The following is a 24581-nucleotide window of genomic DNA, read 5'->3' as shown; positions in this document are numbered from 1 at the left end:
CGTTAGCGCGACCAAGGTCGCGGCCTACAGTGCGTGTGCGAAACCGGACTGTAGGCCGCGAGTTTACTCGCGCTAACCCTGCCACTCGGGGAATCGCAGAATGCCGGCTGAAGCCGGCACTACGTTTGTGCTACGCCCCGGCTTTGACGGGGGCGCCGGCGGTGAAGTCGACGCGGTCGTAGTAGATCGTCTTGGGACGCTCTTCCTGGTTGCGGCGCTCTTTATCGAGGCGTTCGCGGAAGTCGGCGGGCGATTCGCCGCGGTGTTTTTTGAAGACCCGCGCGAAGTAGGCCGGATCGGAGAAGCCGGACGCGTAGGCGATTTCGGAAACGTAGAGCGGGGTGGTTTCCAGCGCCAGCACCGCACCGTCGATGCGCACGCGCTGGATGTAGTGAATGAGCTTCTCGCCGGTCTCGGTGTGGAAGAGGTGTGAAAGGTAATCGGGTGAGCACTGCAGACGCTCGGCGATCGTCTTCACGTTGAGGTTGGGGTTGGAGAACTGCTCGCGGACGATCCACTTCGTCTGCAGCACCTTGCCGATGTCGCCTTCGAGCGACCCGCCGCCGGTTTCGACGAGGTTTTGGAACGTGCCGAGCACCGCCATGGTGAGGCCCTTGAGAACGGCGTCGCGGGCGGGCGTGTTCATGTGGAAGGTGCTCACGAGCTGATTGGTGAGGCCCACCAACGATTCCAACTCCGGCGCCTCAAAAAACTCGATCGTCTCGATGTCGGGGCGGCCGGGGGCAACCTCGTGCGCGAAGTGCAGCGAGAGGGTGTGGCTGTAGAACCCGACGACGAGGTTGCGGAACTTGCCGAAGTCATCGCGAAAGATGGTTTCGCCGTGCGGCAGACCGGCCGGCACGATGAGCATCTCTCCGGGGTTGAGGGTGAATTCCTCCTTGGGAAAACGGAACGTGGTGCTGCCGTGAATCTGCACAAAAATCTCGGGCCGGAAATGGAAGTGCATGTCCTTGCGCTTAAGCAGCAGGCCCTCGGCTCGAGGGATGCGCAGGCGCAGACGTTGGCGATCGGCAGCGAGAATGCTCTGGGCGAAAAGCTCCCGCATTTCAGCGCGGGCGTGGAGATCAAGGGGTTTGCCGGGGCACGAGCCAGCTAAGACTTGTCGCTCTTTCATGGGTAACTAAGGGGTTTGGAGGGAGGACATTTCCGCGACCGAGGGGGGCTGTCGCAGCGCTGTCGATTTGCCAAAGGAGACCACGCCCGGGCGGGAAAGCAACTGGAACCCGTCTAGTCTATTAAGAGAGCTAAGTAATGTCCTAGCGAGGACGGGCTTGTCCGGCGGGTTTTTACATCTCGGAAATGTGCAAGCGGGCGCGAGGGGCGGAGCTGCGAGCGCGACGCGGTGCTCAACGGATGGCGTGGACGCGCGACGAAAACGCGGACTTGGGCTTGGCGGGCGGTGGGCGTTGCGACTGGATGTTGCCCATGCCTTACCCCGCCCTGACGTCCGGTCGGACGTCGTTCCTTGTTGCTGCCGCTTCTCTCTTTCTTTCGTCCGTCGTCGTCGCTGCCTCTGATCAGAATTGGTCGAGTTATCTGGGCGATGCGCACTCGAGTCAGTATTCGACCCTCGATCAAATCACGCCGGCCAATGTCGCGGAGTTGGAAGTGGCGTGGACTTGGGAGGCCGGCGACGCGCGGGGCAACTCCACCCAGATCCAATGCAATCCGCTGGTGATCGATGGGGTCATCTATGCCACAACTCCGAGTCTTGATCTGGTGGCGCTGGACGGCAAAACGGGCGCGTTGCGCTGGCGTTATGCGGCCCATGAGCCGACCGGCGTAAACCGCGGTGTGGCGTGGTGGGCGGATGGCGACGATCAACGCATTCTCTTCGGCGCGGGCAAGTGGTTGCAGGCGGTGGATGCACGCACCGGGAAGCTGATTGAGAGTTTTGGCGAAGGTGGACGGGTGGACCTGGCGGCAAACATGGGCCGCGATGTGACGGGCTTTGCGATCCAGGCCAACACGCCGGGCATCGTGGTGGGCGACCTCATCGTGATGGGCATGCGGCTCGGCGAAGGACCCGCCCCGGCTGCGCCCGGACCGATTCGCGCCTACGATGTGCGCACGGGTGAATTGCGTTGGGTGTTCAACACCATCCCGCAGCCCGGAGAACCCGGCTACGAAACCTGGCCGGAAGATGCCTACACCTACGTGGGCGGTGTGAACGTGTGGACGGGCATGAGTGTCGACGAAGAGCGTGGGCTGCTTTTCGCGCCGACGGGTTCGGCGGCTTTCGATTTTTGGGGCGGCGATCGCCTCGGCGACAACCTCTACGCCAACTGCCTGCTGGCGATCAAAGTCGAGACGGGCGAGCTGGTGTGGCATTACCAGTTTGTGCGCCACGACATCTGGGACCGTGACCTGCCGGCCCCGCCCAACCTGCTCACGGTCACGCACGACGGGCAGGAGATCGACGCGGTGGCGCAGATCACGAAGTCGGGGCACGTGTTTGTCTTCAATCGGGAGACGGGCGAGCCGCTGTTTCCGATGGAAGAGGTCATCGTGCCGTCGTCGGATCTCGCCGGCGAAGTGGCGGCGACGACACAACCCCTGCCACTGAAACCGGCGCCGTTTGCGCGGCAGTTTTTCACCGCGGCGGAAGTGACGAATCGCACGCCCGAAGCGCGCCGCGCGGTGCTGGAGCGTTTCGCACGCCTGCGGGCCCACACCCAGTTCGCGCCGCCGAGTGAGCAGGGCACGATCATTTTCCCGGGCTTTGACGGTGGTGGCGAATGGGGCGGGGCGGCGACCGATCCGCGGGGCGTGATTTACGTCAACGCCAACGAGATGGCGTGGGTGCTCACGATGATCGAGACCGGCGGCAGTGCGACGGTCGGCGAACAGGTGTATCTGCAGAACTGCGTCGGCTGTCACGGCGCGGACCGGGCGGGCAACAACATGGGCATCCCGTCGCTACTGGAGCTGAACGCACGCCTCGATCGCGAACAGGCGCGTGAGGTGATTGTGCATGGGCGGGGCATGATGCCGCCGTGGGGTTTTCTCTCGGGCGACCAGCTCGAGGGCGTGCTCGATTTCCTGCATGGTCCGGTGCCGGAACCCGATCGTGCCGCCCCGGATCCGGACGCGGAGCCGCCGAAGGAGGGGTGGGTGACTTACGTGGGCGACGAGGGCCAGGTGGATCATCCGGCGCCGCCGTATACGCATACTGGATACAACCGTTTTCTCGACCCGGATGGTTACCCCGCGGTCAAGCCCCCGTGGGGCACGTTGAACGCCATCGATCTGAACTCGGGTGAGTTTCTGTGGACCGTGCCGCTGGGCGAATTGCCGGAGTTGAGCGCGCTGGGTATTCCGCCGACCGGCACCGAGAACTACGGCGGCCCGGTCGTCACGGCGGGCGGGGTGTTGTTCATCGGCGCGAGCAAAGATGAACACTTCCGCGCCTTCGACACCAAGACCGGGCGTGAACTCTGGCGCTTCAAATTGCCTGCCGGGGCCTATGCCACGCCGTCGACTTATGAGGTGGATGGACGGCAGTATGTTGTTGTCGCCTGTGGCGGCGGCAAGATGGGCACCAAGAGCGGCGACACCTACGTGGCGTTTGCGCTGCCGGAGTGAGTTTGGTTTTCACACCAAGGACGCAAAGAGAGCAAAGAGCCGGGGCGGGGCGGCGGAGGGGCAGGGTTAGCGCGAGTAAACTCGCGGCCTACATTGAGGTGTCGAACGCGGAGTGTGGGCCGCGAGTTTACTCGCGCTGCGTGGGAGTGGTGCTTACTCGGATCCCGTTGCGGGTGTCGCGAGCACGGGGCCGTCGTAGCGTTTTTTGCCGGTGTTTACTTCGAAGACGAAGGTCTTCACCTGCGAACCGTAGCGGACGTTTACGCGGTTCACCTGACCGGTGATCACGTCCTGCAGGATGCGGTTCTCGAGGTAGAGTGGTGTGTCGAGCGGTTGGGGGAGCGAAGTCTCCTGGTAGACCCACAAGGCACCGCCGTCGATTTCTTCGCCGACCAGCGTGAACTCCAGCGGCTGCTCGTCGACGCGGGTGATCGCGAAGCGCGAGGCCACGTAACGCGAGAAGGCGCGGCGAGCCTCGGCCGAGGTCAAGAGGTCGGCTTCCGAGTGCGTGACCTGACGGAGCACGTGCTCGGCATCGTGCAGGATGAAGCGGTGGGCGACCTCCAGGTTGCCGGAGTGCACGTTGTAGAAGACGTCCGTCTCGGCGGCTTTTTGTTCATGCGCCGAGACGGCCGTGGCGCCGACTCCTGCGAGGCAAAGGCTCAGCAGGAGAAGGGCGGCGAGGTGTTTACGGCGTGTCTTCATCCGCGTCGTCCTTGGCTTCGTCGCTCTTCAATTCGGTTTTGATGTCCTGCATGATGTCGCGATTGGTGAAGCCCTCGCGCTTGTCTTTGTAGGACTCAATGCGAGAGGGGATGATGCGCCGCGGGTAGGCGTTGTTGTCGACGTTGGCATCGCCGGTTTCCCAGTCGGGATCGATCACGACACTCGTCAGTTCGTCCCCCTTTTCCAACACGATGAGCTTGCGCACCTGATGGGGATTGCGCCGCCAGATCTCGGCGGGGATGTAGCGGCGTTCGCTGCGGCCGTCGGCGAACTCCAGTTCGAGGATGATCGGGGTGACGAGTCCGCCGAGGTTGGAGAACTCGAGCACGTAGTAGTTTTTGTCCTCGGCGACGGCACGTTCCAGCGCGGTGCGTTCCCAATCCTCCAACTTCTCGAGGAACTCGTGATACTTGTTCCGCTCCTTGTTGGTGACGATGTAGACGTCGTTTTCGTCGTAGAAGTCGCGGAGGTCGGGGTGACGATCCACCCACGTTTCGATGCCCTCCTGCTCGTTGAGCTTCACGCCGACCTTGATGGGTTTGTCCAACTCCTCCTGGCGCCGCCGGGTGTAGTCGATGTCGGGATCCTCGGTGTCGAGGCGGAGGCGGTAGATGGCGTCGAGGGAGACATCGACGTGATCGGTGGTGTAGAACCAGCCGCGCCAGAACCAGTCGAGGTCGACGCCGGAGGCCTCTTCCATGGTGCGGAAGAAATCCGAGGGGGTGGGGCGCTTGAACTTCCAGCGGTTGGCGAAGGTCTTGAAGGCGTGGTCGAACAACTCGCGACCGAGGATGGTGTCGCGCAGCAGATGGAAGGCGGCCGAGGGTTTGCCGTAGGCGTTGTTGCCAAACTGCAGGATGGAGTCCGACTGCGTCATGATCGGCACTTGGTTGCTGCTGATCATGTAGGGGATGAGGTCGCGCGGCAGGGAACGCGTCCACGGCATGTCGGGGTCCCACTCGTAGCCCGCCACGGAGTCGAGGAAGCTGTTGATGCCCTCGTCGATCCAGGTCCATTGGCGCTCGTCGGAATTGACGATCATGGGGAAGTAGTTGTGGCCCACCTCGTGAATCACCACGCCGACGAGGAAGACTTTTTCGGCCATCGTGTAAGTGCGATCGCCGTCGTCCTGCAGCTTGGTGCGGGGGCCGTTGAAGGTGATCATGGGATACTCCATGCCGCCGACGGGACCGTTGACGGATTGGATCACGGGGTAAGGGAAATCGAAGGAGAAGCGGCCGTAGACCTCGAGCGTGTGAATGATCGCCGGGGTCGAATATTTGCGCCAGAGCTCGCCGCCTTCCTTGGGCCAGAAGGACATCGCCATGACCGTTTTCATGGCGGCGTCGGGTTGATGGTAGCCCTGGGCGTCCCAGGCGAATTTGCGGGAGGAGGCCCAGGCAAAGTCACGCACGTTTTCGGCCACAAAATGCCAGGTCTTGGTGCCGGTGGGCTGTGAGCTCTCGTTGGCGAGGGCTTCGTCTTGCGTCACGATGAACACCGGGCGGTCGGCGGTCTGGGCCTCGATGAGGCGCTGTTGCTGGGTGGCGGTCAGGACGTCGGTCGGATTCTGCAGCGCACCCGTCGCGGCCACGATGTGGTCGTCGGGCACGGTGAGGGTCACGTCGTAGTCGCCGAATTCCAAGGTGAACTCACCGCGGCCGAGGAAGGCTTTGTTGTGCCAGCCCTCGTAGTCGGAATAGACGGCCATGCGCGGGAACCATTGAGCGATCTCGAAGATGTCATTGCCGCCCTCGCGCTCGTCGTCGGCGAAGTGCTCGTAGCCCGCGCGGCCACCGACGGCCTTTTGCTCGTGGATGGTGTAGGCCCAATCGATGGAGAAAGTGAACGTCTCGCCCGGCGCCAGCGGCTGCGCGAGGTCGATGCGCATCAAGGTATCCAGAATCTTGTGACTCAGGGGCGCGCCGTTGGCGTCGGTCACCGCCGTGATGTCGAAGCCGTAATCGCCGTCGGCCATGCCTTGTTGGCGGCGCAGTTCACCGAAGCTGATGCGGGCGGGCGAGCGGCTGGAAGGAGCGCTGGCGGACGGACCGCGGCCGCCCGAGCCGCCGAAATCGTCGGTCAGTTCCTTGAGCGAATCTTTGCGGAAAATGTTTTGGTCGAGGTGCAGCCACAGAAACTCCAGGGAGTCGGGCGCGTTGTTGTGGTAGGTGATTTGGGCGGAGGAGGTGAGGCGTCGGGCCTCCTCGTCGAGTGTGGCCGCGATGACGTAGTCGGCGCGCTGCTGCCAGTAGTCGTGTCCGGGTTGACCCGAGGCGTTGCGGTAGGTGTTGGGGGTGGGCAGCACCTCGTCCAGTTGGCGGAACTTATCTTGGAAGGCCCCCTTGGTTTGCTGGATGCCTTGGGCGGAGGCGGGGCCGGCGAAAAAGCACAGCGCGCAGAGCAACGAAACGGTGCGAAGCAGGAACCCTTGTGAGGGTGTTGAGCGGGATGGGTTTCGAGAGTGCTGCCGGGAGGCCGGCAAGCAGGGACGCGAAGGAACAAACATGGCCGAAATCGAGGCAATTTCTCTGCCTCAGAACGAGACCATTTCCGGTGTAATGTGGTGGAATGCCGCAAGGCGTTTGCGGGTGGGGCGAGTGGCCTGGCTACGCCGCAGCGGTAGAGCCCCGAGACGCAGGGCCAGCGCGAGCGAGTTTACCCGCCTCTGGCGGCGCCGAAGGCGACCAAGGCTCGCGGCCTACATGGAGGATTCGAACGGCGGATTGTAGGCTGCGAGCTTGCTCGCGCTGCGTTGGCCCGGAGTTCAGAACTCCCGCGAACTCGTGGTGGTGGCGTCCGGAAAATTCGCTGGCACGGTTTGCGTGACTTTGCCGGTGGCGGCCCATTCGGCGCCGCGTTGGAAGGTGGTGGTGAAACCGACGCAGGCGAACGAGTAGTCGTCGTGGCCGAGGGTGGTGTGGAAGACACGGCCCTGTTCGTAGTTGATCGTCATGAGCATGGGCTCGTGGCGATTGGTGCCCTTTTGCTCCGGGGACGAGAACGCGGTAGCGAGGATGGTGACGTTCTCCGCCGGACCACGCAGGCGGTCGTAACACTCGTCCATGGTGTGCAGCCAACGCGCGGGCAGGCCGGCGGTGATGGGATGCGGTTCGCGTAACTCGATGACGAACTCGTGTTGCGGACCATGACTGCCGCCGCGACCGGGCGAGGGATCGGCGATCCGCTCGTCCTCGAGGTTGTAGTAGAGGTAGGGCCCGTGGGTTTCATTGCGACCGCCCCAGCCGCCTAGGCCGATCATGCGGTTGTAGGCGGGCCACTCGGGAAAGCTGTTGTTGGCGGCATGGACGACGACGAGTCCGCCGCCGTTGGCCATGTAGTCCTCGAAGGCGGCGCGGGTGGCGTCCGGCCACGGCGCGGTTTGCCAACCGAAGTTGGAAATGACGACGTCGTAGTCGGCGAAGTTGGGCGCAAAGTCCGGATCCGCGGTCGGCTCGGCCAGATCCTGAGTGGCGGGAGCGTCGGCCAGTGGGTAGGCGGGCAACCATTTGCCGCCGCGCCAGGTGAAGGCCGTGCGCTTGATGTCGACGCTGAAGAGGCCCGTCTCTTCGAGGTAGGCCTTCATCATGAAGGTCGATTTGGGCCAGACGTCGTGGTTGTTCTGCCCGTCGATGATGAGCGCCCGCAGTGGAGGCGGCGGCGGCGCTTCGCGAGAGCAGGATACCGAGGTGAAAGCGAGGAGCAGCAGGCCGCCGAGCAGGGGTAGGAAACGCATGGCGTCACCCTACCGCAGCCCGTGCTTATCGCACCAGCCTTACTCGTCGGGCTGGTTGAGGAAGAGCAGGATGATGCCGAGGCAGGCAAACATGCGGAAGGCGGCGTCCTGGCCGTTCCAGGTGCTCGATTGCCACATGAGGAACCACTCGCCGCCGACGGTGATGAAGGCGACGAACCATTGCAGCATGCTCACGGAGAGGCCGATGAGGCCGAGCTTCTTGGCGGCGGCAAACGCGGCAGCCGGAGCGGTGCGGTTGCGCCAGAGTTTCCATGCGCCCACGGTGCAGAGCACACAGGCGGCGGCTTCCCACATGATGATGGTGGCGTAGAAGATATGGTAGAACCACCACGAGCCGTCGTCCGGCGTCGGGTCGCGGAGCGCGCGCCAGGATTGGCTATCGCCGGAGAAGAGCGTGTCCATCGCCAGCACGTGGTGCACGAAGCCGTAGTTGGACGGGTAGTCGAAGATCGCGTTGTTAAGAACGACGATGAAGAGGAAGAGCGCCACGGAGGCGACGAGAGCGATTTTGCAGATACGAGTGCTGAGCATGGCGGTCGAAAGGAGGCGGAGGCGGCAGAAGGTTCAGGTGGTCAGTTCACGGAAGTCGGGCGGCGCGGCTTCGCGGAAGCCTTCACCGTGCACGAGGCGCCGGGGCGCGCCCGGTCGGGCGAGGAATTCGCTGAAGGAGCGTGCGGCGGTCACGATGAGATCGGCGGGTGCGCCCGGGCCCACTGTGCCGTAGTGCGGCAGATCCATGATCTTGGCGGCGGCCGTGGTCACCACGCCGGGGGCGGCCGGGAGGCGAGTATCCAAGTGACCGATACGCACGCTGGCGTGAAACACTTCCAGCAGGTCGTAGTCGCCCCAGGCGAAGAAAGCGTCGCGCACATTGTCGCTGGCGCAGGCGACGGTGAGGCCGGCTTCCATGAGCTCGTGCACGCGGGTGAGCCCGCGCCACTGGCTGGAGAGCGGACGGCCGTCGGGCGTCCACTTGCGGCCCTGCAGGTAGGTGTTGCAGAGGGGCAGGGCGATGACGCGGATGTCGGTCCGGCGCAGCAGGTCGATGGTCGAGGCGGCGCGTTCGTCGTCGTGCAGTGAGAGGGAGCAGCAGTGGCCGCAGGTGACGGTATAGGGAAAATCGTTGCGCAGCACGGCTTCGGCCGTGGCGCGCAGACACTCGGCGTGGAGCAGGCTGCTTTCGTCGACGTGCAGGTCCACGCCGAGCCCGGCTTCCTTGGCGGCGGCGAGCAGGTAGTCGAGTTGGGCGGGCAGGTCGGGACCGGGTTGGGGGAAACCGCCGACGGCGGAAGCGCCGTAGCGTCGCGACATTTCAATGACGTAGTCGGCATCGCGTTCCATGAACGATGCGAGGTTGCAGAGGCTCACGGTTTGGACGGCGATGCGGCCGGCCCATTGGTCGCGCAACTCGGCGATGACGGCGTGGGATTCCTGGCCGAGTTGTTCGCTGGAATCGAGGTGGGTGCGCAGCGCGACGGTGCCGTGAGCCCAGGCGGAGCGGAGCGCAAAGTCGGCACGACGGTGCACGTCCTCGGGGGTCCAGTTGGCGAGGGCATCTTCGCGCAGGATGCGGATGGCGTCCCAGAACTCGCCGCGCGGATTGGGCGCGCGATCCCAGGTGTGGGTCTTGTCGAGATGGGTGTGGGCATCGAGCAGCCCGGGCCAGGTGATCGCGCCGCCGAGATCGGTGGTGGCGGGAGGCGTCTCGGGCCACAGACCGACGGTGGTATCGCCGGCGCGCACGGCCTGGATGGTGGAGCCCTCGATGCAAATGTCGCAGGACACCCACGGCTCCAGAGCGTCGGGGGCGGGGGCCCCGGCGATCAGTTCAGCGGGCACACAAGCGGCCGGAACACGCGCATTTTCAAACAGATGCATCGCCGCAATTTTCAGCTCACGATGTGCCCGTGTTCAAAAGTCACGGTAGATAACGCGTAGTTACCACATCGTCGGCACTGAGCTTGCCGGCGGGGCGCAGGATGCCGAGGTCCTCGAGTTGTTGGATTTGCACGTCGAAACGTTCGGCGCTCACGCGACCGATTTGTTCAACGCCGCCGCCGATGCGACCGATGACGAGCTTTTCGTCGATGATCATTTGGCGGGAGTAGTCGAGGAAGGCGTCGGTGTTGCGCGGGTTGACCTGCTTCATGAGCTCATGGGCGGGCGTCGGGTCGCCGTAGAGGTAGTCCTCCCAGCCGCGGATGTAAGCAGCCATGAAGGCGCGCACCTGTTCGGGGTGGCGGGCGGCCCAGTCTTTGTTGGCGCAGATCACGGTGTAAGCGTCAAACCCGGCATCCCAAGCGTAGAGGAACTTCGGTTTTTGGGCGCCGCCCTGCTCGATGTAGAAGGGCTCGGCGATGTAGAAGCCCTGCTGGATGAAGTTCCGGTCGGCGATGAAGTTGGCGACCTGGAAGTTCTGCGGGATGAGGTTAAAATCGATATCATACTTTTTGCGCAGGTAGGGCAAAAACGCCCACTCGGGGCGGGCCATGATGGTTTTGCCATCGAGTTCGGCGAAGCTGCTTATCGGGTTCTCGGCGTGCAGCATGAGCACCGACGGATCGTTTTGGAACACCGCGCCGATGTTGACCACCGGCAGGCCCTCGGCGATGGCGAGGATGACGTTGGTGCTGTCGGCCTGCGCGATGTTGGCCTGATTGGTGGCCAGCTTCTGCATGGGGAAGGCATTGGCACCGCCTTGGTCGATGCGCACGTCCAGTCCGGCTTCGGCGAACCAACCGCGGGCCTGGGCTTGGAAGAAGCCGCCGTGTTCGGGTTCAGGAATCCAGTCGAGTTGGACGACGACAGGGAAAGTGTTGTCGGCGGCGGGGGCGGTGTTAGTCGGGGTGGAATCGGCCTTTTCGTTGGACGACCGAGAGCACGCGGCGAACACGAGGCAATGGCACAAAATCAAAAGACGTGGGAGTAGGGCTGGCTTCATGCTGGGGAGACCATGAATGGCATCTGTTTTGCTGGCAACCACGCGGCCACGATCGTGAGGATCGACGGTCATGCCGGAGCCCTCGCGCGGGTTGCTTCGGCGCGAGTGGGATCCCGCGTCGTCTCAAACCTCTCTGTATTCTATGTCTGGTTACGCATTTCCTTGGTCCCGCTGTTCGGGTCGTCGTTCGTTCCAATCTGGTTTCGCGCTTTGCGCCGGTCTCCTCGCGACCGCGGTGGCGCCGCTGGCTAACGCAGGAGACCTGACCCTCTCGACTGAATCGTCCTCGCCCTATGACTTGGCGATTCTCGGCGGCCTCGATGGGGTGCCGGCTGGCGAGACGCGTTATGTGAGCTGGGACGAGGTGGCCGGACTGCCCACCACCACGCTGGAGCTCACCGGAGAGTTTGTGCCCGGCAAGCAGGAGGTGACGGTGGTGTTTGTGGAGGACCTCTGGAAGGTGCTGCCGGTCGCAGCCGAAGCCGACACGCTGCTGGCGTGGTGCACCGATGATTATTTTTCGATTTATCCGCCGGAGTTCATCGCGAAGCAGAAGCCTTTCGTGGTGGTAAAAATCAACGGCGACGGTCCGGACAAATGGCCGCCGGAGGGGCTGAGTTTTAATCCGGGCCCTTACGTGATCAGTGTCGCCGATGAGGTGGTGCCCGGCACGCGCGCGATTCTCGATGTCGGTCACAAACGGCCGTGGGGCGTCGACAAAATCAAGTTCGTCAATGAAGACGAAGCCCTCGCTCCGGCCTTTGCCGGGGAGTGGTCGGACGTGAGTGAGTTGGCCGCCGCGGGGCGCACGATTTGGGTGAATTCCTGCTCGAGCTGTCACCCGGGTCCGGGTGGTTTGGTGGGCGGCAATAAGAGTCAGCGGCCGTTTCCGGTGCTGCAGGCGCACGCCAAGTACAACACCGACTATTTCCGCAAATACGTGCGGGACCCGAAGTCGCTGGTTCCCAGTGCGACGATGGAGCCGCATCCGCATTACACCGACGCGCAGTTGGATGCGTTGGTCGCGTTTATCAGCGCGGAATCGGGGGAGTGATCCGGAAGGTTTTTTAAACACCAAGGTAGCAAAGGGAGCAAAGGCCTGGTGGGTGGCGGAGAGGCAGGGGGGGGGAACGCAAAGGCGCAAAGGACGGAGAGATCGCAAAGCCGGGAGAGTGAGGTGGACGCGGACCTCCGGGCCGCGTCGTTCCACCTGCCCCTCGGTGTAGGCCGTGAGCCCTGGTCGCCTTCGGCGCCGCCATAGGCGGGTAAACTTGCTCGCGCTAGCGCTGGAGTGGGAACGCAGGCATTCTCTCACTCGGCGGAACGGCGGCTGAAGCCGCCGCTACGGTTGGGACTATGGGGCCAGCCAGGTGGTGGGGTCGGCGGGAGTGTTTTGGATGAGGCCGATTTCGGACGCGATGGTTTGTAGGTTGCGCCAGAGGTCGGCGTCCATGGGGGGCAGGGCGTGGCCGTCGTCGCCGAGCACATACGGGCGCAGGGCCTGCAGGGCGGCGGCAATGTGCTCCGGGTCGGCGTCGGGGCCGCGGCGTTGGGCGACGGCTTTCACCGCCAACTCGGGCTCGCGGTAAGCGAGTTCCCAGCCGGCGCGCACGGCCTGCACAAAGCGCTGCAGCACCGGACCGTGTTGCTCCCACTGGTCGCGGGAGGTGTAGAGGATTTCTGAATACGAACGGAAGCCGAGGGCAGCGAAGGAAATGAACCGTGTTTCGCGCGGCGCGGCGGCGGACTGCAGGCGCACGTATTCTTCGGAGGCGTAACCCTGCATGGCGACGACGTGTCCGGAGAGCAGATCGGCGATGTCGTCCTCGACCCGCACGAAGTTGATTTCGTCCTCGCTGAGCCCACCGGCGGCGGTGGCGAACCAGTGAAACAGGGCGTCGGCGTAGGCGTGCACTCCGATCGGTTGGTGGGCGAAATCGGCGGCGGAGGTGATGTTGCTCTCCGCGAGACTCATCACGCCGGCCGGGCTTTCGCGAAGCATGGGCGCGAGGGCGACGAGGTCGTCACCACGGTCGAGCTTTTGCAGCAGGATGTAACCCTCGATGGTGGCGAGGGTGGGCGTGGTCAGGTCCTGTTGCAGCAGCGCGGTGCTGTTCTGGCCGTAGGCAAAGGTGCCTTCAGTGACGGCGAGTCCAGCTTCGGTCATGAGCCCGGCATCGATGGCGACAAAGACGCCAGCGAATTGAGCGGAGGGAAACCAGCCCGGGTTGAACTGCACGGGTTGCAGTTCGTCAGCTTCCGCTTCGGCGTGAAGGCAGCTGGAAAGCGCGAGCGCACCGACGGCGAGTAGCGCGACGGTGCGACGAAAGCGGAGGGCGCTCACTGTTCGACCAGGGGCTGCAGTTCGGCCGGCAGGAAGGAGAAGTCGACGTAGCGGTCGACCGGCATGGGCGCGTTGAGGATGCCGAGTTCGTGCAGGCGGTCACCCATGGAGGCGAGGCGGCTGCGTCGGAGGGCGCCGATGCGCTCACCTTTGGCGGGGTCGCCGCCGACGAGTTGGCTTTCCTTCATCGCGGCGATGGAGAAGTCCATAAACTCGGTGTGCATGGCTTCGTTGCGGGAAGCGATGAGGGCCTTGGCGGCGGTGGCGTCACCATTGAGGAAGGTTTCCCAGCCCTTGATGGAGGCGTTGATGAAGGCGCGCACGCGATCGGGGTGAGCCTCGGCGTATTTGCGGCTGGTGAAGATAACGCGGTAGGGATCGTAGCCGGAGTTGGCCAGCAGCATGGTTTTGGGCGAGCCGCCGTTTTCACGCACGTAGTAGGGCTCGTTGGTGACGAAGCACTGCTGGATGAAGTTCTTGTCCGACATGAACTGGGCGAGGCCATAGTTCATGGGGATGATGTTGATATCGATGTCGTAGGTGGCCTCGAGGTTCACCAACCAGCCGGAGCCCGGGACGGTCATGATCGATTTGCCGTCGAGTTCGGCGAACGACGTGATCGGGTTCTCCTCGTGGAGGAGCAGCGCCTGGGGATCGTGTTGCATGAGCGCGCATACAATCACGATCGGCATGCCTTCCTGAACGGCCAACATGACGTCGTCGCTGCGACCCATGGCGAAATCGGCGCGGCCGGTGGCAACCTTTTGGGTGGCGAGAGCGCCGGGGCCGCCGGGCAGGATGTCGACCTCGATGCCGGCGTCGGCGAAGTAGCCGGAGGTGACCGCTTGGTAGTAGCCGCCGTGTTCAGCTTGTGGATACCAATCGGTTTGGAAGGTGACCTTGGGCAGGCCGCTTTCGCCGGTTTCGTCGGCGTGGCCACCGCCGCAACCACTGAGGGCGACGAGGCCGAGGACGGCGAGGCCGACGGGACGGGCGAGGGAAGAGAGAGTGCGGAGGGTCATGAGTCGGTTTTGGCGTAGGAGTCGTGCCATTTGTGCAAGCTGAGCCAGCCCAAGCCGATGCCGATGCCGGCGAAGAGGAAGCCGAGCACGCAGCTGGCGGCGGCGGTGGCGAAGAGGGCGGCGATTTTGAACTGCGAGCTGAAGATGATGGTGAGGAAACCCAGTCCGCCTTGGCCGCCGGCGGAGTTGCCGGCGTAGAAGTCTCCCACGATGGCCCCGATGGGAGCGAGGGTGGCGGCGATGCGCAGGCCGGTGAAGAAGTAGGGCAGCGCGGCGGGCACGCGCAGGAGGAAGATCTCCTGGCGCTTGGTCGCTTTGCACATGCGGAAGAGGTCGACCAGATTGCGATCGGTGGAGATGAGGCCCTGGGTCGTGTTGACCGTGAGCGGGAAGAAACAGATGAGGAAGGTGATGATCGTCACGCTGATGAGGCCCGGTCCCACCCAGAGGATGAGGATGGGGGCGAGCACGATGATCGGCGTCATCTGCAGGATCATCAGGTAGGGGTAGAGGCTGGCGCGAATGGTCGGTGTGAGCGACAGGATGAGGGCGAAAATAAAACTCACCAGCACCGCGGAAAAGAAACCGAGCACCGCGCCTTTGAGCGTGTTGATCGAGCCGGCCCAGAGTTCGCTGCCGTAGGTGCCGAAGGCGCGGATGATTTCGTCGGGCGTGGGCAGGAGGAAGTGTTGCTCCTCACCGAGGCCGGCGCGGATGGCATACCACAGGCCGATGAAGACGAGACCGGTGAGAAGAGGAAGCAGCTTGGTCAGCAGGCGTTTGGACATGGTGCCGGGAAAGGGAGGGCTTCAGCGGTGGGCGGATTCGACCGAGCGAAGGAGTTTGGACACCTCGGCAACCAGACGCTGGTATTCGGGCGACTGGCGGGTGTCATCGGTGCGTGGATACGGCAGGTCGACCTTGATCTCGCGATGGAGGCGGCCGGGGTTGGCGCTGAGCACAAAAATGCGGTTGGATAGGAAGACGGCCTCGGCGACGGAGTGGGTGACGAAGAACGCGGTCCATTCCTTTTGGGCGCGGATGGCGAGCAGCTCTTCGTTGAGATGGTCGCGGGTCATCTCGTCGAGGGCGCCGAAGGGTTCGTCGAGGAGGAGGATCTTGGGCGAGAGGGAGAGGGCGCGGGCGATGGACACGCGCATCTTCTGGCCGCCGGAGAGTTGGCGAGGGTAGTAAGTGGCGCGTTCCTTGAGGCCGACGAGATCGAGGCAGGTTTGGGCGAGTTTGACGCGTTTGGTGCGATCGGTGCCGCGGAGCTTGAGCGGGACCTCGACGTTGTGCTGGACATTGAGCCAGGGCAGGAGGGTCGGTTCCTGGAAAACGAAGGCGAGTTCCTGCGCGGCCTCGGTGGGGGCGACGCCCTCGACGGTGGCGGTGCCGCGGGTGATGGGATTGAGACCGGAAATGAGTTTGAGGATGGTGCTCTTGCCGCAGCCGCTGGGTCCGATGAGGGACACAAAATCGCCGCGGCGGGCTTCGAAGCTCAGGTCGTCGAGAATGACGGGGCCGTCACCATACCGTTTTTCAACGTGGTCAAATTTAACAATGGGCGGTCGGTCGGGCATGCGGGATTTAGGTCGAATCGGAGGCGATACGGTTAGCAGGCGGCTTGCCACGCGTCGGGAAGGTCAGGAGATCGGTCACAAGTGCCATGAGCAGGATTCATGCACGTTTTTTGGCCAATCGCAGCGGCGAAAAACGTCCGTCGAAACCGGTTTTGGCGCAGAAGGTGCGAACGGGCGGCGATATGGAAAAACCGATGATCAAACATGGCCTGATGCGGTGGATGCGGGGAGTGGCGGGAATGGTGTTGGCGGCGGGAATCGCGGTCGGGGCGGCGCGTGCGGAGGAGCCGGACAAGCTGGTGCTGCAGCTCGATCTGGGCGTGCGTAACGTGCAGTTTGCCGGCGTGTTATGGGCGGATGCCCATGGGTGGTTTGAGGAGGCGGGGCTCGATCTGGAGATCCGTCCGCTGCCGAAGGGCTACGGTGATCTGGCGGCCAACGTGGCGGCGGGGGAGCACACGATCGGCTCGATCGAAGGCGGGCTGTTTTTGTCGGGTCGGGCGGCGGGTGAGCCGGTGGTGGCGATCGGCACGATGTTCCAGGCTTCGCCGCTGGGTCTGGTGTCCAAGGTCCATCACGGGGTGAAGACGCCGGCCGATTTGGTGGGGCTGAAGGTGGCGGTGCACGGCGACGGGCACGAGGCGTTGGCCACGGTGTTGGAGACCGGCGACGTGGATCCGGCGCTGGTGACGGTGAGTGAAGCCGAGTATGGTGACGGCCCCTTGTTGCGCGACGAGGTGGATGCCAAGCAGGCCTACTACGTGGACGAGTTTGTGCGCATGCGGCAGGCAGGCCACGACGTGACGGTGCTGCGCTACAAGGACTTTGGGCATCGGGCGTATTCGCAGGTGTTGTTTGTGAGCGAAACGACCTTGGCCGAAAACCGGGATGCGCTCGTGCGTTTTTTGCAGGTGCACCACCGCGGCTGGCAGGCGGCGTTGGCGGATCCGGAAGCGGCGGCGAAGCTGGTGGTCGAGCGTTATGAGCCGCAGCTGGATCTGGCTTATCAGGTGGAGTCGCTCAAACAGATCGGCGAGCTGGTGTGGGCCGAGGATAAGCGCACGGGCGCGGCGAGTCCGGCGACGTGGACGGAGGCGGCGGAGCGGTTTCGGTCGACGCATCCGGACGCCGAGCTCGAGCCGATGGCGGCGTGGACGGATTTTACGCTGGTCGAGGAGGCGTTTGCGGACGGGGAGCTGTGAAGGGCGGGAGGCCGAGGGGCAGGTGAGCTGAGGGGCCGGGCTTTCTTTTTGAACACCAAGGTCGCAAAGGGAGCTAAGCGGAGGGGCAGGGTGTTTTTTTAACAGGAGGTAACAGAGGGGAACGGAGCGGTGGGGCAGAGGAGCGGCCGACACGGCCGCTGCTACACTCGGGGCTGCTGTAGCCGGAGAGGGCGGGGGCGGCTGACCGCAGCGAACATGTTGGGCGTAAAGCCCGACCCACATTATGCAGAGTAACTTGTTTGTGGGTCGGGCTTTACGCCCGAAATGGTGGGCAGTGTGGTGAGTTGCTGACCGGGTAGGATCCGGGACCGAGGGGCAGCGGGAGCGCGAGCAAGCTCGCGGCCTACAGTGTGGTTTCGAAAACGAAATGTAGGCGGCCGGCTGGCGACGACCGGGGTCAACGACCCCGGCTACAGTTTTGTTGGCGGCTCCCTTTACCCGATCACCGGGAGGGTGAGGGTGGAGGGGTGCGTCTCGTCGTGGTAGACGACTTGGAGGGCTCGTTTAAATTCGCCGGGGGCTGCGATGGCGGCTGGGTCCGTGGCGGTGTTGGGGGAGCGGATGAGCAGCGGATAGGCGGAACTCGCGACGTCGAGGCGGAGGGCGTCGCCGGCGGCGAAATCGACCGCGATGGGGTCGAGTGGGAGTTCGATTTCCAAACCTTCCGGGGCATCGGCGCCGCTGACGGCTTTGGCACCGAGCGTGAGGAACTCGGCGCGACCGCTCGGGCGCACACGGCTGAGGCGCACGACGAAGTGGGTGTGCGGGGCGCTGGAGCGGACATGCAGCGTGCAGGTCGGGTCGCCGGCCACCGAGAGCGGGTCGGCCAGCGGCGCCGAAGTGTAAACGAGTAGGTTGTTGCCTTCCTGCTGCGCCGAAAGGTCGTGCGGACCGAAGGCGACGTTGCCGCCGCGATTACCGCCGGGGGCCATGACCGGGACTTCCGGATCGTAGGTGTAGAGGTCTTCGGGGCCGCCGGGGGCGGCGGGCGAGAGTTGGCCGTCCCCGTAGCGCGAGTTGGCGCGGGAGGAGGAGGTGAGAAACCAGGTGCTCGGCATGGCGGCGGGTGGTGGCCAAGCGGGGGCGTCGCGCCAGGTGTCGGCACCGAGCACGTAGTAGCGGACCGGTGGGAGCGGCGCGGGGGCGGTCGGCGTGTCGTGGTCGAGCCAGTGGTGAAACCACGCCGCGAGGGCGGTATCGGTTTCCGGTTTGGCGCCGGGGCCGAGGTGAGTGCCGCCAACGTGTTCGCCCCAGGGGATGTGTTGCCAGGGGCCGGCGAGCAAAACCTGGTTCGGATGAGCGGCGGCCATGGCGCGGAATCCGTCGACGGAGCCGCGCAGGTAAAAGTCATACCAGCCGCTGATGTGAAACATGGGCAGGCCGAGCTCGGCGACGCGCTCGAGCAGATCAAACTCCGCCCAGTAATCGTCCTTGGTGGCGTGGCGAATCCAGTCGATGCCGTAGGACGGCACGTCGTCGTTGGCCAGGGGGGCGGCGTCCCGGAGCGGCATGACGCTGCTGAGACGACCGGGGTTGAGCCAATTGGCATCGAGCGCGGCCACGCTGGTGGCGCCGGCGCGGCGGGCGTCTTCGCGCAGCATTTGGCTGGCCCACGCGACGGTCGTGCTGAGTTGCAGGATGCCGTCGCGGTAGAACCAACCGGAGTAGAGATCGAACGCCGTCATATGCGGCGCGAGGGCCTTGAGCGCGGGCGGCTGGGCGAGGGCGGCGAGGAGCTGCGTGGAGCCTTGGTAGGAGAACCCATACATGCCCACGCGGCCGTTGCTGCCGGGCAGGGCGGCGGCCCAGGCGACGGTGTCGAAGCCGTCGTCGACCTCGTTACGAAAGGTGTAGAATGACCCCTCGCTGTCGCCGCGGCCACGCACGTCCTGAATGACGACGATGAAGCCCTGTCGGGCCCACCAGTTGGGGTGGGCGTAGACGACGGTCGACGCGATGTCGCGACCGTAGGGCTGGCGCATGAGCAGGACCGGCCAGGGGCCGGGTCCGGCGTTGGGCCCGGCGGGGCGATAGATGTCGGCCACGAGCCGGGTGCCGTCGCGCATGGTGGCAACGACGCCGGATTCGAGGGCGACGTCGGCGAAGGCGTCGGTGAGGTTTTGCCCGATCACGAATAAAGGAATTTGGGCATGGAGCCCGGCGTGGCAAATTCGGGGAGCGGCGCCTGCTTCATCTTGCCGGGATTGAGCAGGTTGTGCGGATCGGCTTCAGCTTTGAGTTCGAGTTGGATGTCGTAGCCGAGGTCCCGGCCACCTTCTTCGATGATGCAGGTGTGGGGATTGGCGACGAAGACACCGATCTCGTGGCAGGCATCGATCATCTCTTTGAGGCGCTCTTCGGTGGAGAACTTCACCACCGGCACGCCGCCGCAGACGATGTTGTCCTCGAGGCCCATCTTGGAATTGCCGCGGGTGAATTCGAAGTGGAAGAACATCTCACCCGGGAAGCGGGCCTGGAGGGTCTTGACCTGTTCGCGGAAGTTTTCGCCGTAGCCGCACTGCAGGTAGGTGTAGGCCGGGTCGGCCTTGAGCGCCCACAAGGTGGTGTGGTTCCAGGTGTAGTCCGACAGCATCGGGGCCTTGCGCGGGAAGTGGTAGGGGATGCGATGCGGCACCTCGAGTCCGGCGGCTTCGGCGCGGGCGGCGACGGCGTCGGCGGAGGCTTCGTCGACCTCGAGGAAGATCACGTGATGGCCCTCGGGGTAGAACTTTTTGATGGGCTTAAAGTAGGCCGGGAGCGGGTCCTCGATGACCGAAAGCAGGCGCTTGGGCACGTCGAGATCGTGGGCGAGTTCGTCGGCGAAGTTGAGCAACCCATCCCAGTCGGCGCTGGACACGACCATCTGTTGCCAAGGGCGGGCGGGCGCGAGGCGCAGCTGCATTTCGACGATGATGCCGTTGGTGCCGTAGGCGTGGAAGACACGCATGGTTTCGGCCTCGTCTAGGGTGAGGATGCGCGGCTCTTCCTCGATGGTGAGGATCTTAAACTGCTTGATGGTGCCGGGGGTGCGCAGACCACCGTGGGCGATGGAGCCGATGCCGCCGGAGCCGCCGCCGACAAAACCGGCGATGGTCGATTTGATCCAGGTGGACGGGTAGCAGCGCAGTTCCCAACCGAGCGGGCGGGCCTGGTTTTCGATGATGCCGAGGCGGGCACCGGGCTCGGCGGTCACGACGCCGTCGCTGAGGTCGATGATCTTGTCCATGCCGGTGAGATCGAGGACGAGTCCGCCGAAGAGCGGCACACATTGGCCGTAGTTGCCGGTGGCGCCACCGCGCACGGTGAGGGGCACGCGTTCTTTCACGGCGAGCGAGACGATTTGCTTCAGCTGATCGAGCGAAGACACCTTGGCGGCGGCAGCGGCGTAGCGGTCGCCGATGCGTTCCCGCAGCACGGGGGAATACCAATAGAAGTCCTGCGAGAGCGTCGTCAGGTTCTTGCCGGACGTGATGACGTTGTCGGCTCCGAGCAGGTCGGAGAGCGCGGCGATGAAGGTGGCAGAGAGCGGGACAAAACCGGGAGTGGACATGACTGGGATTTGTAGAGCAGCCCCGGTGCCGGGCGGGCTGGTGAATTTGCGCGGAGTCTGGCACCGCCTGGTCGTGGCACGTGCGGTGCTCGCGGTGAGGGGATGATTCGACACTCGATTTTCACCGTCGCGGGGCTGGCACTGACGCTGGCGGGAGCATCCGCCGCGCGAGCAGAATTGACCCTTTCGGCTGAGCCGCAGGGCAAACATGACCTCGCCTTTGACGGCACCTGGGCGGCCGTGCCGGACGGCGAGGTGCGTTATGCCACGCGGGCCGACCTCGCGGCGCTGCCGGGGGCGAAGACCGTGCGTGATCGGCCGTGGGCGACGATGCCCGAAGCCGATCTGACGGTGGTCCCGATCTCCGTGCTGACGGCGGAACTGGGTTGGGAAGGTGACGCGGATGGCCTCGTGCTGACGTGCGAGGACCGTTGGGAATCGTGGTTGCCCAACAGTCTGGTCGAAGAGCGTGAGCCGTATTTGCTCCTCTACTACAACGGCAACGCGCCGGGCGAAGGTGACGGTTGGCCGATCTTTAACGGCATCGAAGCCATGGCGCCGTATTACGTGTTTGTGAGCCCGGCGGATCATCCGGATTTTAAGGATGAAACCCCGCACGGCATGATCTCCGCAACGCAGGTGGTAAAGATCAGCGCGGCGAACGAGGAGGCGCGGTATAAACCGTTTTACGCGGGAGCGAACGCGGCGCTGAGTGACACCGCCAAGGCCGGGCGCACGCTGTTTTTGGCCAACTGCAACTCCTGCCACCAAGGGCCGGGAATGGCCGGCGGCAACGTGTCGCAGCGTCCCTTCATGGTGCTGCAGACGCACGCGAAGTTTAACGCCGATTATTTCCGCAAGATGGTCACGGATCCGAAGCAGTTTTATCCGGAGACGATCATGCCGCGTCACCCGCAGTTTACGGATGAGGATTTTGCGGCGTTGATCGCGTTCTTGAGTGAAGCGACGCCGTGAGGTGGCGCGGCGGGATGGGGCGGTGAGGGGCGGTTGGCGGTGAGGAGCGGCGGAAGCGATTTATTACACCAAGGTAGCAAAGGGAGCAAAGGGCTGGTGGCGCGGCGGAGGGGCAGGGCGGAGCGGCCGACACGGGATTAACCGCAGATTACGCAGAGGGGCGCAGATTTGCGGGGTGACGGCGGAGAGGCAGGGCGGAGCGGCCGAGACCGGCCGCTGCTACATTCCTTGGTGCTGTAGCCGGGCTCGGTGAGCCCGGTGAGGCCGCCCCTTACCCGTGGAAGCGGGCGATGCCGCTGAGGGTGAGCCAGGCGGCGGCGGCGATGATGAGGACCGCGGCCAGGATGGTGGCGTAGTCGCGGCCACCGAGTTCGGCGCGGTGCAGGTAGGTGCGTTGGGCGCTGCCGGAGAAGCCTTTGGCCTGGAGCACGACCTCCGTTTGCTGCGCTTTGTGCAGGGCCCCGAGGATGACGGGCACCGCGACCTTGGCGTAGATTTTTAGGCGCTGCACCGCCGAGAGATCCTCGGGGGCAAAGCCGCGCAGGCGTTGGGTGCGGATCACGGCCTGAATCTCGTCAAAGATGAGTGGGAAGAAGCGCAAGGTGGACGTCATCACGAAGGCCAGTTTGTAGGGCAGGCCCAATCGCACGAGGCTGACCACGAGGTGGTTTGGATCCGTGGTGAATACACACAACGGGACCAGCAGGATGAAGGTAAGGCTTTTGCCGATGGCGTTGAGGCCATAGAGGGCGCCTTCGCGCGAGAAGGACGCGCCGCCGATGAACCAGAGGTTTTCGGGTAAGTGGAACAGCGGCGTGAGTTCGCGTCCGCCGAGGAGGCGTTGCACGTGTTGCACATTAAAGAAGCCGTGGGTGATGAGCAGGATGACGAAGAACGGCGTCATCACTTTGGCGACCAACTTGAGGTAGGGGGCCGGGATACCAACGGCGAAGCAGGTGCCACAAATGCCGGCGGCGAGCAGCAGGTTGAGCCAAGGGTCGTTCCACATCACGGCGGCCACGGTGGCGGCGATGAAGAGGGCGAGCTTGGCGCGAAAATCGAGCGCGGAGAAACCGGTGTGGCGCGTGGCCGAGACGAAGGAAGGCGTGTTCATGAGTCGGCGGGCACGGGTTGAAAGGTGGCCGCGAGTTCGCGCGGCGAGAGGGCGCGGTTGCCGGGGTGGGAAGCTTGGGCGAGAGCGACGGCCTGGGTCGGATCGACGGACGTTTGGCGCAGGGTTTCGATGGCGTGGTAGGCTTCGCGAATGGGCGCGTCGAGCAGCAGCTGACCCTGACCGAGCACCAGCACGCGGCGGGCGTATTCGGGCATCAAATACAGATGGTGGGTCACGATGACGATGGTGCGGCCGCGGGCGTGCAGCTCGCGGGTGAGGTCGAGGATGGCGCGGGCGCCGGCGGCGTCCTGTCCGGTGGTGGGCTCGTCGAAGATCAGCACCTCGGGATCGAGCGTGAGCACGGCGGCAATGACGACGCGGGCCCGGTCGCCCTTGGAAAGCGAGAAAGGATGAGCGTGCCGCAGGTGGGTGAGGTTCATCGCGGCGAGCGCCTCCTCGAGGCGGGCCTTTTTGGCGGCTTCGTCGAGGTCGGTGCTCTGCAGGGAAAACCCTACCTCGGCTTCGACGCTGGCGTTGAAGAGCTGGCGGTCGGGGTTCTGGGGCACGTAGCCGATGCGGCGGGCGAGCTGAGCGACGTTGAACTGGGCGAGGTCGACGTCGTCGATTTGGGCTTCGCCGCTGGAGGGCTGCAGCAGGTTGAGGAAGTGCTGCAGGAGGGTGCTCTTGCCGGCGCCGTTTTGGCCGATGAGCAGGCAGTATTCGCCGCGCGGAATCTCGACGGTGATGTTGTTCAGCGCGGTGGTGCCGTCGGGGTAGGTGTGAGTGACGTTGCGCAGTGCGAGAATGGGTCGGCCGCGGTTGGGCGGCGCGGGCGGAGGCGGGTCAAAGGACCGGGCGGGCGGCAACTGCGGCAGTGCCGCGATGGCCTCGGGCAGGGTCGTGGGCAGCGCCTGATCGGCGGGCCAGAGTCCGGCGTCGCGCAGGTGGGCAAAGGTGCTGGTGGCTTCGGGCGGGCGCAGGTGCAGACGATCAAAGAGCGCGGTGTCGCGCAGGATCTCGGCGGTGGGGCCGTCGGCTTTGAGTTGGCCCTCTTCCAGCACGAGGATGCGTTGCGCGGTGGCGGCAAGTTCTTCGCTGGCGTGGGTGGCGATGACGAAGCTGATGCCGTGGGAGGCGTTGAGTTCGCGCACCAAGGCAAACACTTCAGCGGTGCTCGCCGGGTCGAGCTGCGAGGTCGGTTCATCGAGCACGATGAGCGGCGGCTGCAGGGCGAGGGCGGCGGCGAGCGCGAGGCGTTGTTGTTGTCCGCCGGAAAGTTCGTGCGGGTGTTTGGCGGCGAAGTCACCGAGGCGCACGGCATCGAGTGCCCAGGTGATGCGGGCGCGAATTTCGTCGGGTGGCAGGGCGGCGTTTTCGAGGGCGAAGGCGACCTCGTTTTCGACGGTGGCGGTGACGAGCTGCGAGGAGGGATCCTGCAGGACGAGGCCAACGGTGCGCGACAGCGTGTGGATGGGAGTATCGATGGTGTCCTGACCGGAAACGGTGAGCTTGCCGAAGAAGCGTCCGCCGTAGAACTGCGGCACGATACCCACCATCGCGAGACAGAGGGTGGATTTGCCCGCGCCGGAGGGACCGAGCAGGCCGACGATTTCGCCGGGGGCGATTTCGAGGTTGAGGTCGCGGAGGACCGGGCCGGGCGAGGTCGGGTAGGCGTAGGAAACCTGTTCGCAGCAGACCAACGGCGCGGCAGGCGAGGTGGAAGATGTCGGGTGAGTCATG

The 24581-nt window shown here is 64.5% G+C and carries 19 protein-coding genes; 4 read left to right on the top strand and 15 right to left on the bottom strand.

Features of this window, described 5'->3' with window-relative positions; genetic code table 11:
- Positions 1 to 130: 130 nt before the first annotated feature.
- Entirely contained in the window at positions 131 to 1066 is a 936-nt protein-coding gene (locus K1X11_RS05735; RefSeq protein WP_324726115.1) for a helix-turn-helix transcriptional regulator, read from the bottom strand.
- Between the two features lie 380 nt (positions 1067 to 1446).
- Between K1X11_RS05735 and K1X11_RS05730 the strand changes: the two genes are divergently transcribed.
- Entirely contained in the window at positions 1447 to 3606 is a 2160-nt protein-coding gene (locus tag K1X11_RS05730) for an outer membrane protein assembly factor BamB family protein (protein ID WP_221033140.1), read from the top strand.
- 153 nt (positions 3607 to 3759) lie between these two features.
- On the opposite strand, the gene K1X11_RS05725 is transcribed toward K1X11_RS05730, so the two are convergent.
- The 6 genes from K1X11_RS05725 to K1X11_RS05700 form a co-directional block, all read right to left on the bottom strand.
- Positions 3760 to 4311 (bottom strand): DUF6702 family protein, encoded by a 552-nt coding sequence (locus K1X11_RS05725; protein ID WP_221033139.1) that lies wholly within the window; start codon positions 4309 to 4311, stop codon positions 3760 to 3762.
- Positions 4295 to 6739 carry a M1 family metallopeptidase gene (locus K1X11_RS05720; protein WP_221033138.1) on the bottom strand — a complete coding sequence of 815 codons (2445 nt, stop codon included), beginning with the start codon at positions 6737 to 6739 and terminating at the stop codon, positions 4295 to 4297. The genes K1X11_RS05725 and K1X11_RS05720 overlap by 17 nt, the downstream gene beginning before the upstream one ends.
- A 360-nt stretch (positions 6740 to 7099) precedes the next feature.
- Positions 7100 to 8068, bottom strand: coding sequence for a ThuA domain-containing protein (locus tag K1X11_RS05715; RefSeq protein ID WP_221033137.1), 969 nt, complete (start codon positions 8066 to 8068; stop codon positions 7100 to 7102).
- 39 nt (positions 8069 to 8107) lie between these two features.
- The gene (locus tag K1X11_RS05710) at positions 8108 to 8620 is read right to left on the bottom strand and encodes a DUF2165 family protein (protein ID WP_221033136.1); all 513 of its coding nucleotides are present in this window, start codon (positions 8618 to 8620) and stop codon (positions 8108 to 8110) included.
- A gap of 33 nt (positions 8621 to 8653) precedes the next feature.
- Positions 8654 to 9967 (bottom strand): cytosine deaminase, encoded by a 1314-nt coding sequence (locus K1X11_RS05705; RefSeq protein ID WP_221033135.1) that lies wholly within the window; start codon positions 9965 to 9967, stop codon positions 8654 to 8656.
- Positions 9968 to 10007: 40 nt separating this feature from the next.
- On the bottom strand, positions 10008 to 10982 hold the full coding sequence (locus K1X11_RS05700) for an ABC transporter substrate-binding protein (protein WP_221033134.1): 975 nt from the start codon (positions 10980 to 10982) through the stop codon (positions 10008 to 10010).
- Between the two features lie 283 nt (positions 10983 to 11265).
- Between K1X11_RS05700 and K1X11_RS05695 the strand changes: the two genes are divergently transcribed.
- Complete coding sequence (locus K1X11_RS05695) at positions 11266 to 12084, top strand: c-type cytochrome (RefSeq protein ID WP_324726113.1); 819 nt, start codon at positions 11266 to 11268, stop codon at positions 12082 to 12084.
- A gap of 300 nt (positions 12085 to 12384) precedes the next feature.
- Here the strand turns inward: K1X11_RS05695 and K1X11_RS05690 are convergent, their stop codons facing one another.
- The 4 genes from K1X11_RS05690 to K1X11_RS05675 are packed head-to-tail and all read right to left on the bottom strand — an operon-like array spanning position 12385 to position 15979.
- Positions 12385 to 13374: an ABC transporter substrate-binding protein gene (locus K1X11_RS05690; protein ID WP_221033132.1), complete on the bottom strand. Its 990-nt coding sequence runs from the start codon at positions 13372 to 13374 to the stop codon at positions 12385 to 12387.
- A complete protein-coding gene (locus tag K1X11_RS05685; protein ID WP_221033131.1) occupies positions 13371 to 14396 on the bottom strand; it encodes an ABC transporter substrate-binding protein in 1026 nt (341 codons plus the stop codon). Before K1X11_RS05685 ends, K1X11_RS05690 begins: the two co-directional genes overlap by 4 nt.
- Positions 14393 to 15184, bottom strand: a complete 792-nt coding sequence (locus tag K1X11_RS05680) for an ABC transporter permease (RefSeq protein WP_221033130.1) — start codon at positions 15182 to 15184, stop codon at positions 14393 to 14395. Before K1X11_RS05680 ends, K1X11_RS05685 begins: the two co-directional genes overlap by 4 nt.
- Before the next feature lie 21 nt (positions 15185 to 15205).
- A complete protein-coding gene (locus K1X11_RS05675) occupies positions 15206 to 15979 on the bottom strand; it encodes an ABC transporter ATP-binding protein (protein WP_221033129.1) in 774 nt (257 codons plus the stop codon).
- Positions 15980 to 16173: 194 nt separating this feature from the next.
- Here K1X11_RS05675 and K1X11_RS05670 point away from each other — a divergent pair, with 194 nt between their 5' ends.
- A complete protein-coding gene (locus tag K1X11_RS05670; protein ID WP_324726112.1) occupies positions 16174 to 17181 on the top strand; it encodes an ABC transporter substrate-binding protein in 1008 nt (335 codons plus the stop codon).
- Between the two features lie 455 nt (positions 17182 to 17636).
- Here the strand turns inward: K1X11_RS05670 and K1X11_RS05665 are convergent, their stop codons facing one another.
- Positions 17637 to 19334 (bottom strand): CocE/NonD family hydrolase, encoded by a 1698-nt coding sequence (locus K1X11_RS05665; protein WP_324726111.1) that lies wholly within the window; start codon positions 19332 to 19334, stop codon positions 17637 to 17639.
- Complete coding sequence (locus K1X11_RS05660) at positions 19331 to 20752, bottom strand: FAD-binding oxidoreductase (RefSeq protein ID WP_221033127.1); 1422 nt, start codon at positions 20750 to 20752, stop codon at positions 19331 to 19333. The genes K1X11_RS05665 and K1X11_RS05660 overlap by 4 nt, the downstream gene beginning before the upstream one ends.
- Before the next feature lie 102 nt (positions 20753 to 20854).
- On the opposite strand from K1X11_RS05660, the gene K1X11_RS05655 reads away from it, so the two are divergent.
- Positions 20855 to 21727 carry a c-type cytochrome gene (locus K1X11_RS05655; RefSeq protein ID WP_221033126.1) on the top strand — a complete coding sequence of 291 codons (873 nt, stop codon included), beginning with the start codon at positions 20855 to 20857 and terminating at the stop codon, positions 21725 to 21727.
- A gap of 271 nt (positions 21728 to 21998) precedes the next feature.
- On the opposite strand, the gene K1X11_RS05650 is transcribed toward K1X11_RS05655, so the two are convergent.
- On the bottom strand, positions 21999 to 22841 hold the full coding sequence (locus tag K1X11_RS05650) for an energy-coupling factor transporter transmembrane component T family protein (RefSeq protein WP_221033125.1): 843 nt from the start codon (positions 22839 to 22841) through the stop codon (positions 21999 to 22001).
- Positions 22838 to 24580 (bottom strand): ABC transporter ATP-binding protein, encoded by a 1743-nt coding sequence (locus K1X11_RS05645; protein ID WP_221033124.1) that lies wholly within the window; start codon positions 24578 to 24580, stop codon positions 22838 to 22840. The genes K1X11_RS05650 and K1X11_RS05645 overlap by 4 nt, the downstream gene beginning before the upstream one ends.
- Between the last annotated feature and the right edge of the window lies 1 nt (position 24581).

This window comes from Actomonas aquatica (assembly GCF_019679435.2).
Lineage (GTDB): Bacteria > Verrucomicrobiota > Verrucomicrobiia > Opitutales > Opitutaceae > Actomonas > Actomonas aquatica.
The sequence above is the reverse complement of the archived record's forward strand: the minus strand, read 5'-3'. Positions and strand labels throughout refer to the sequence as shown.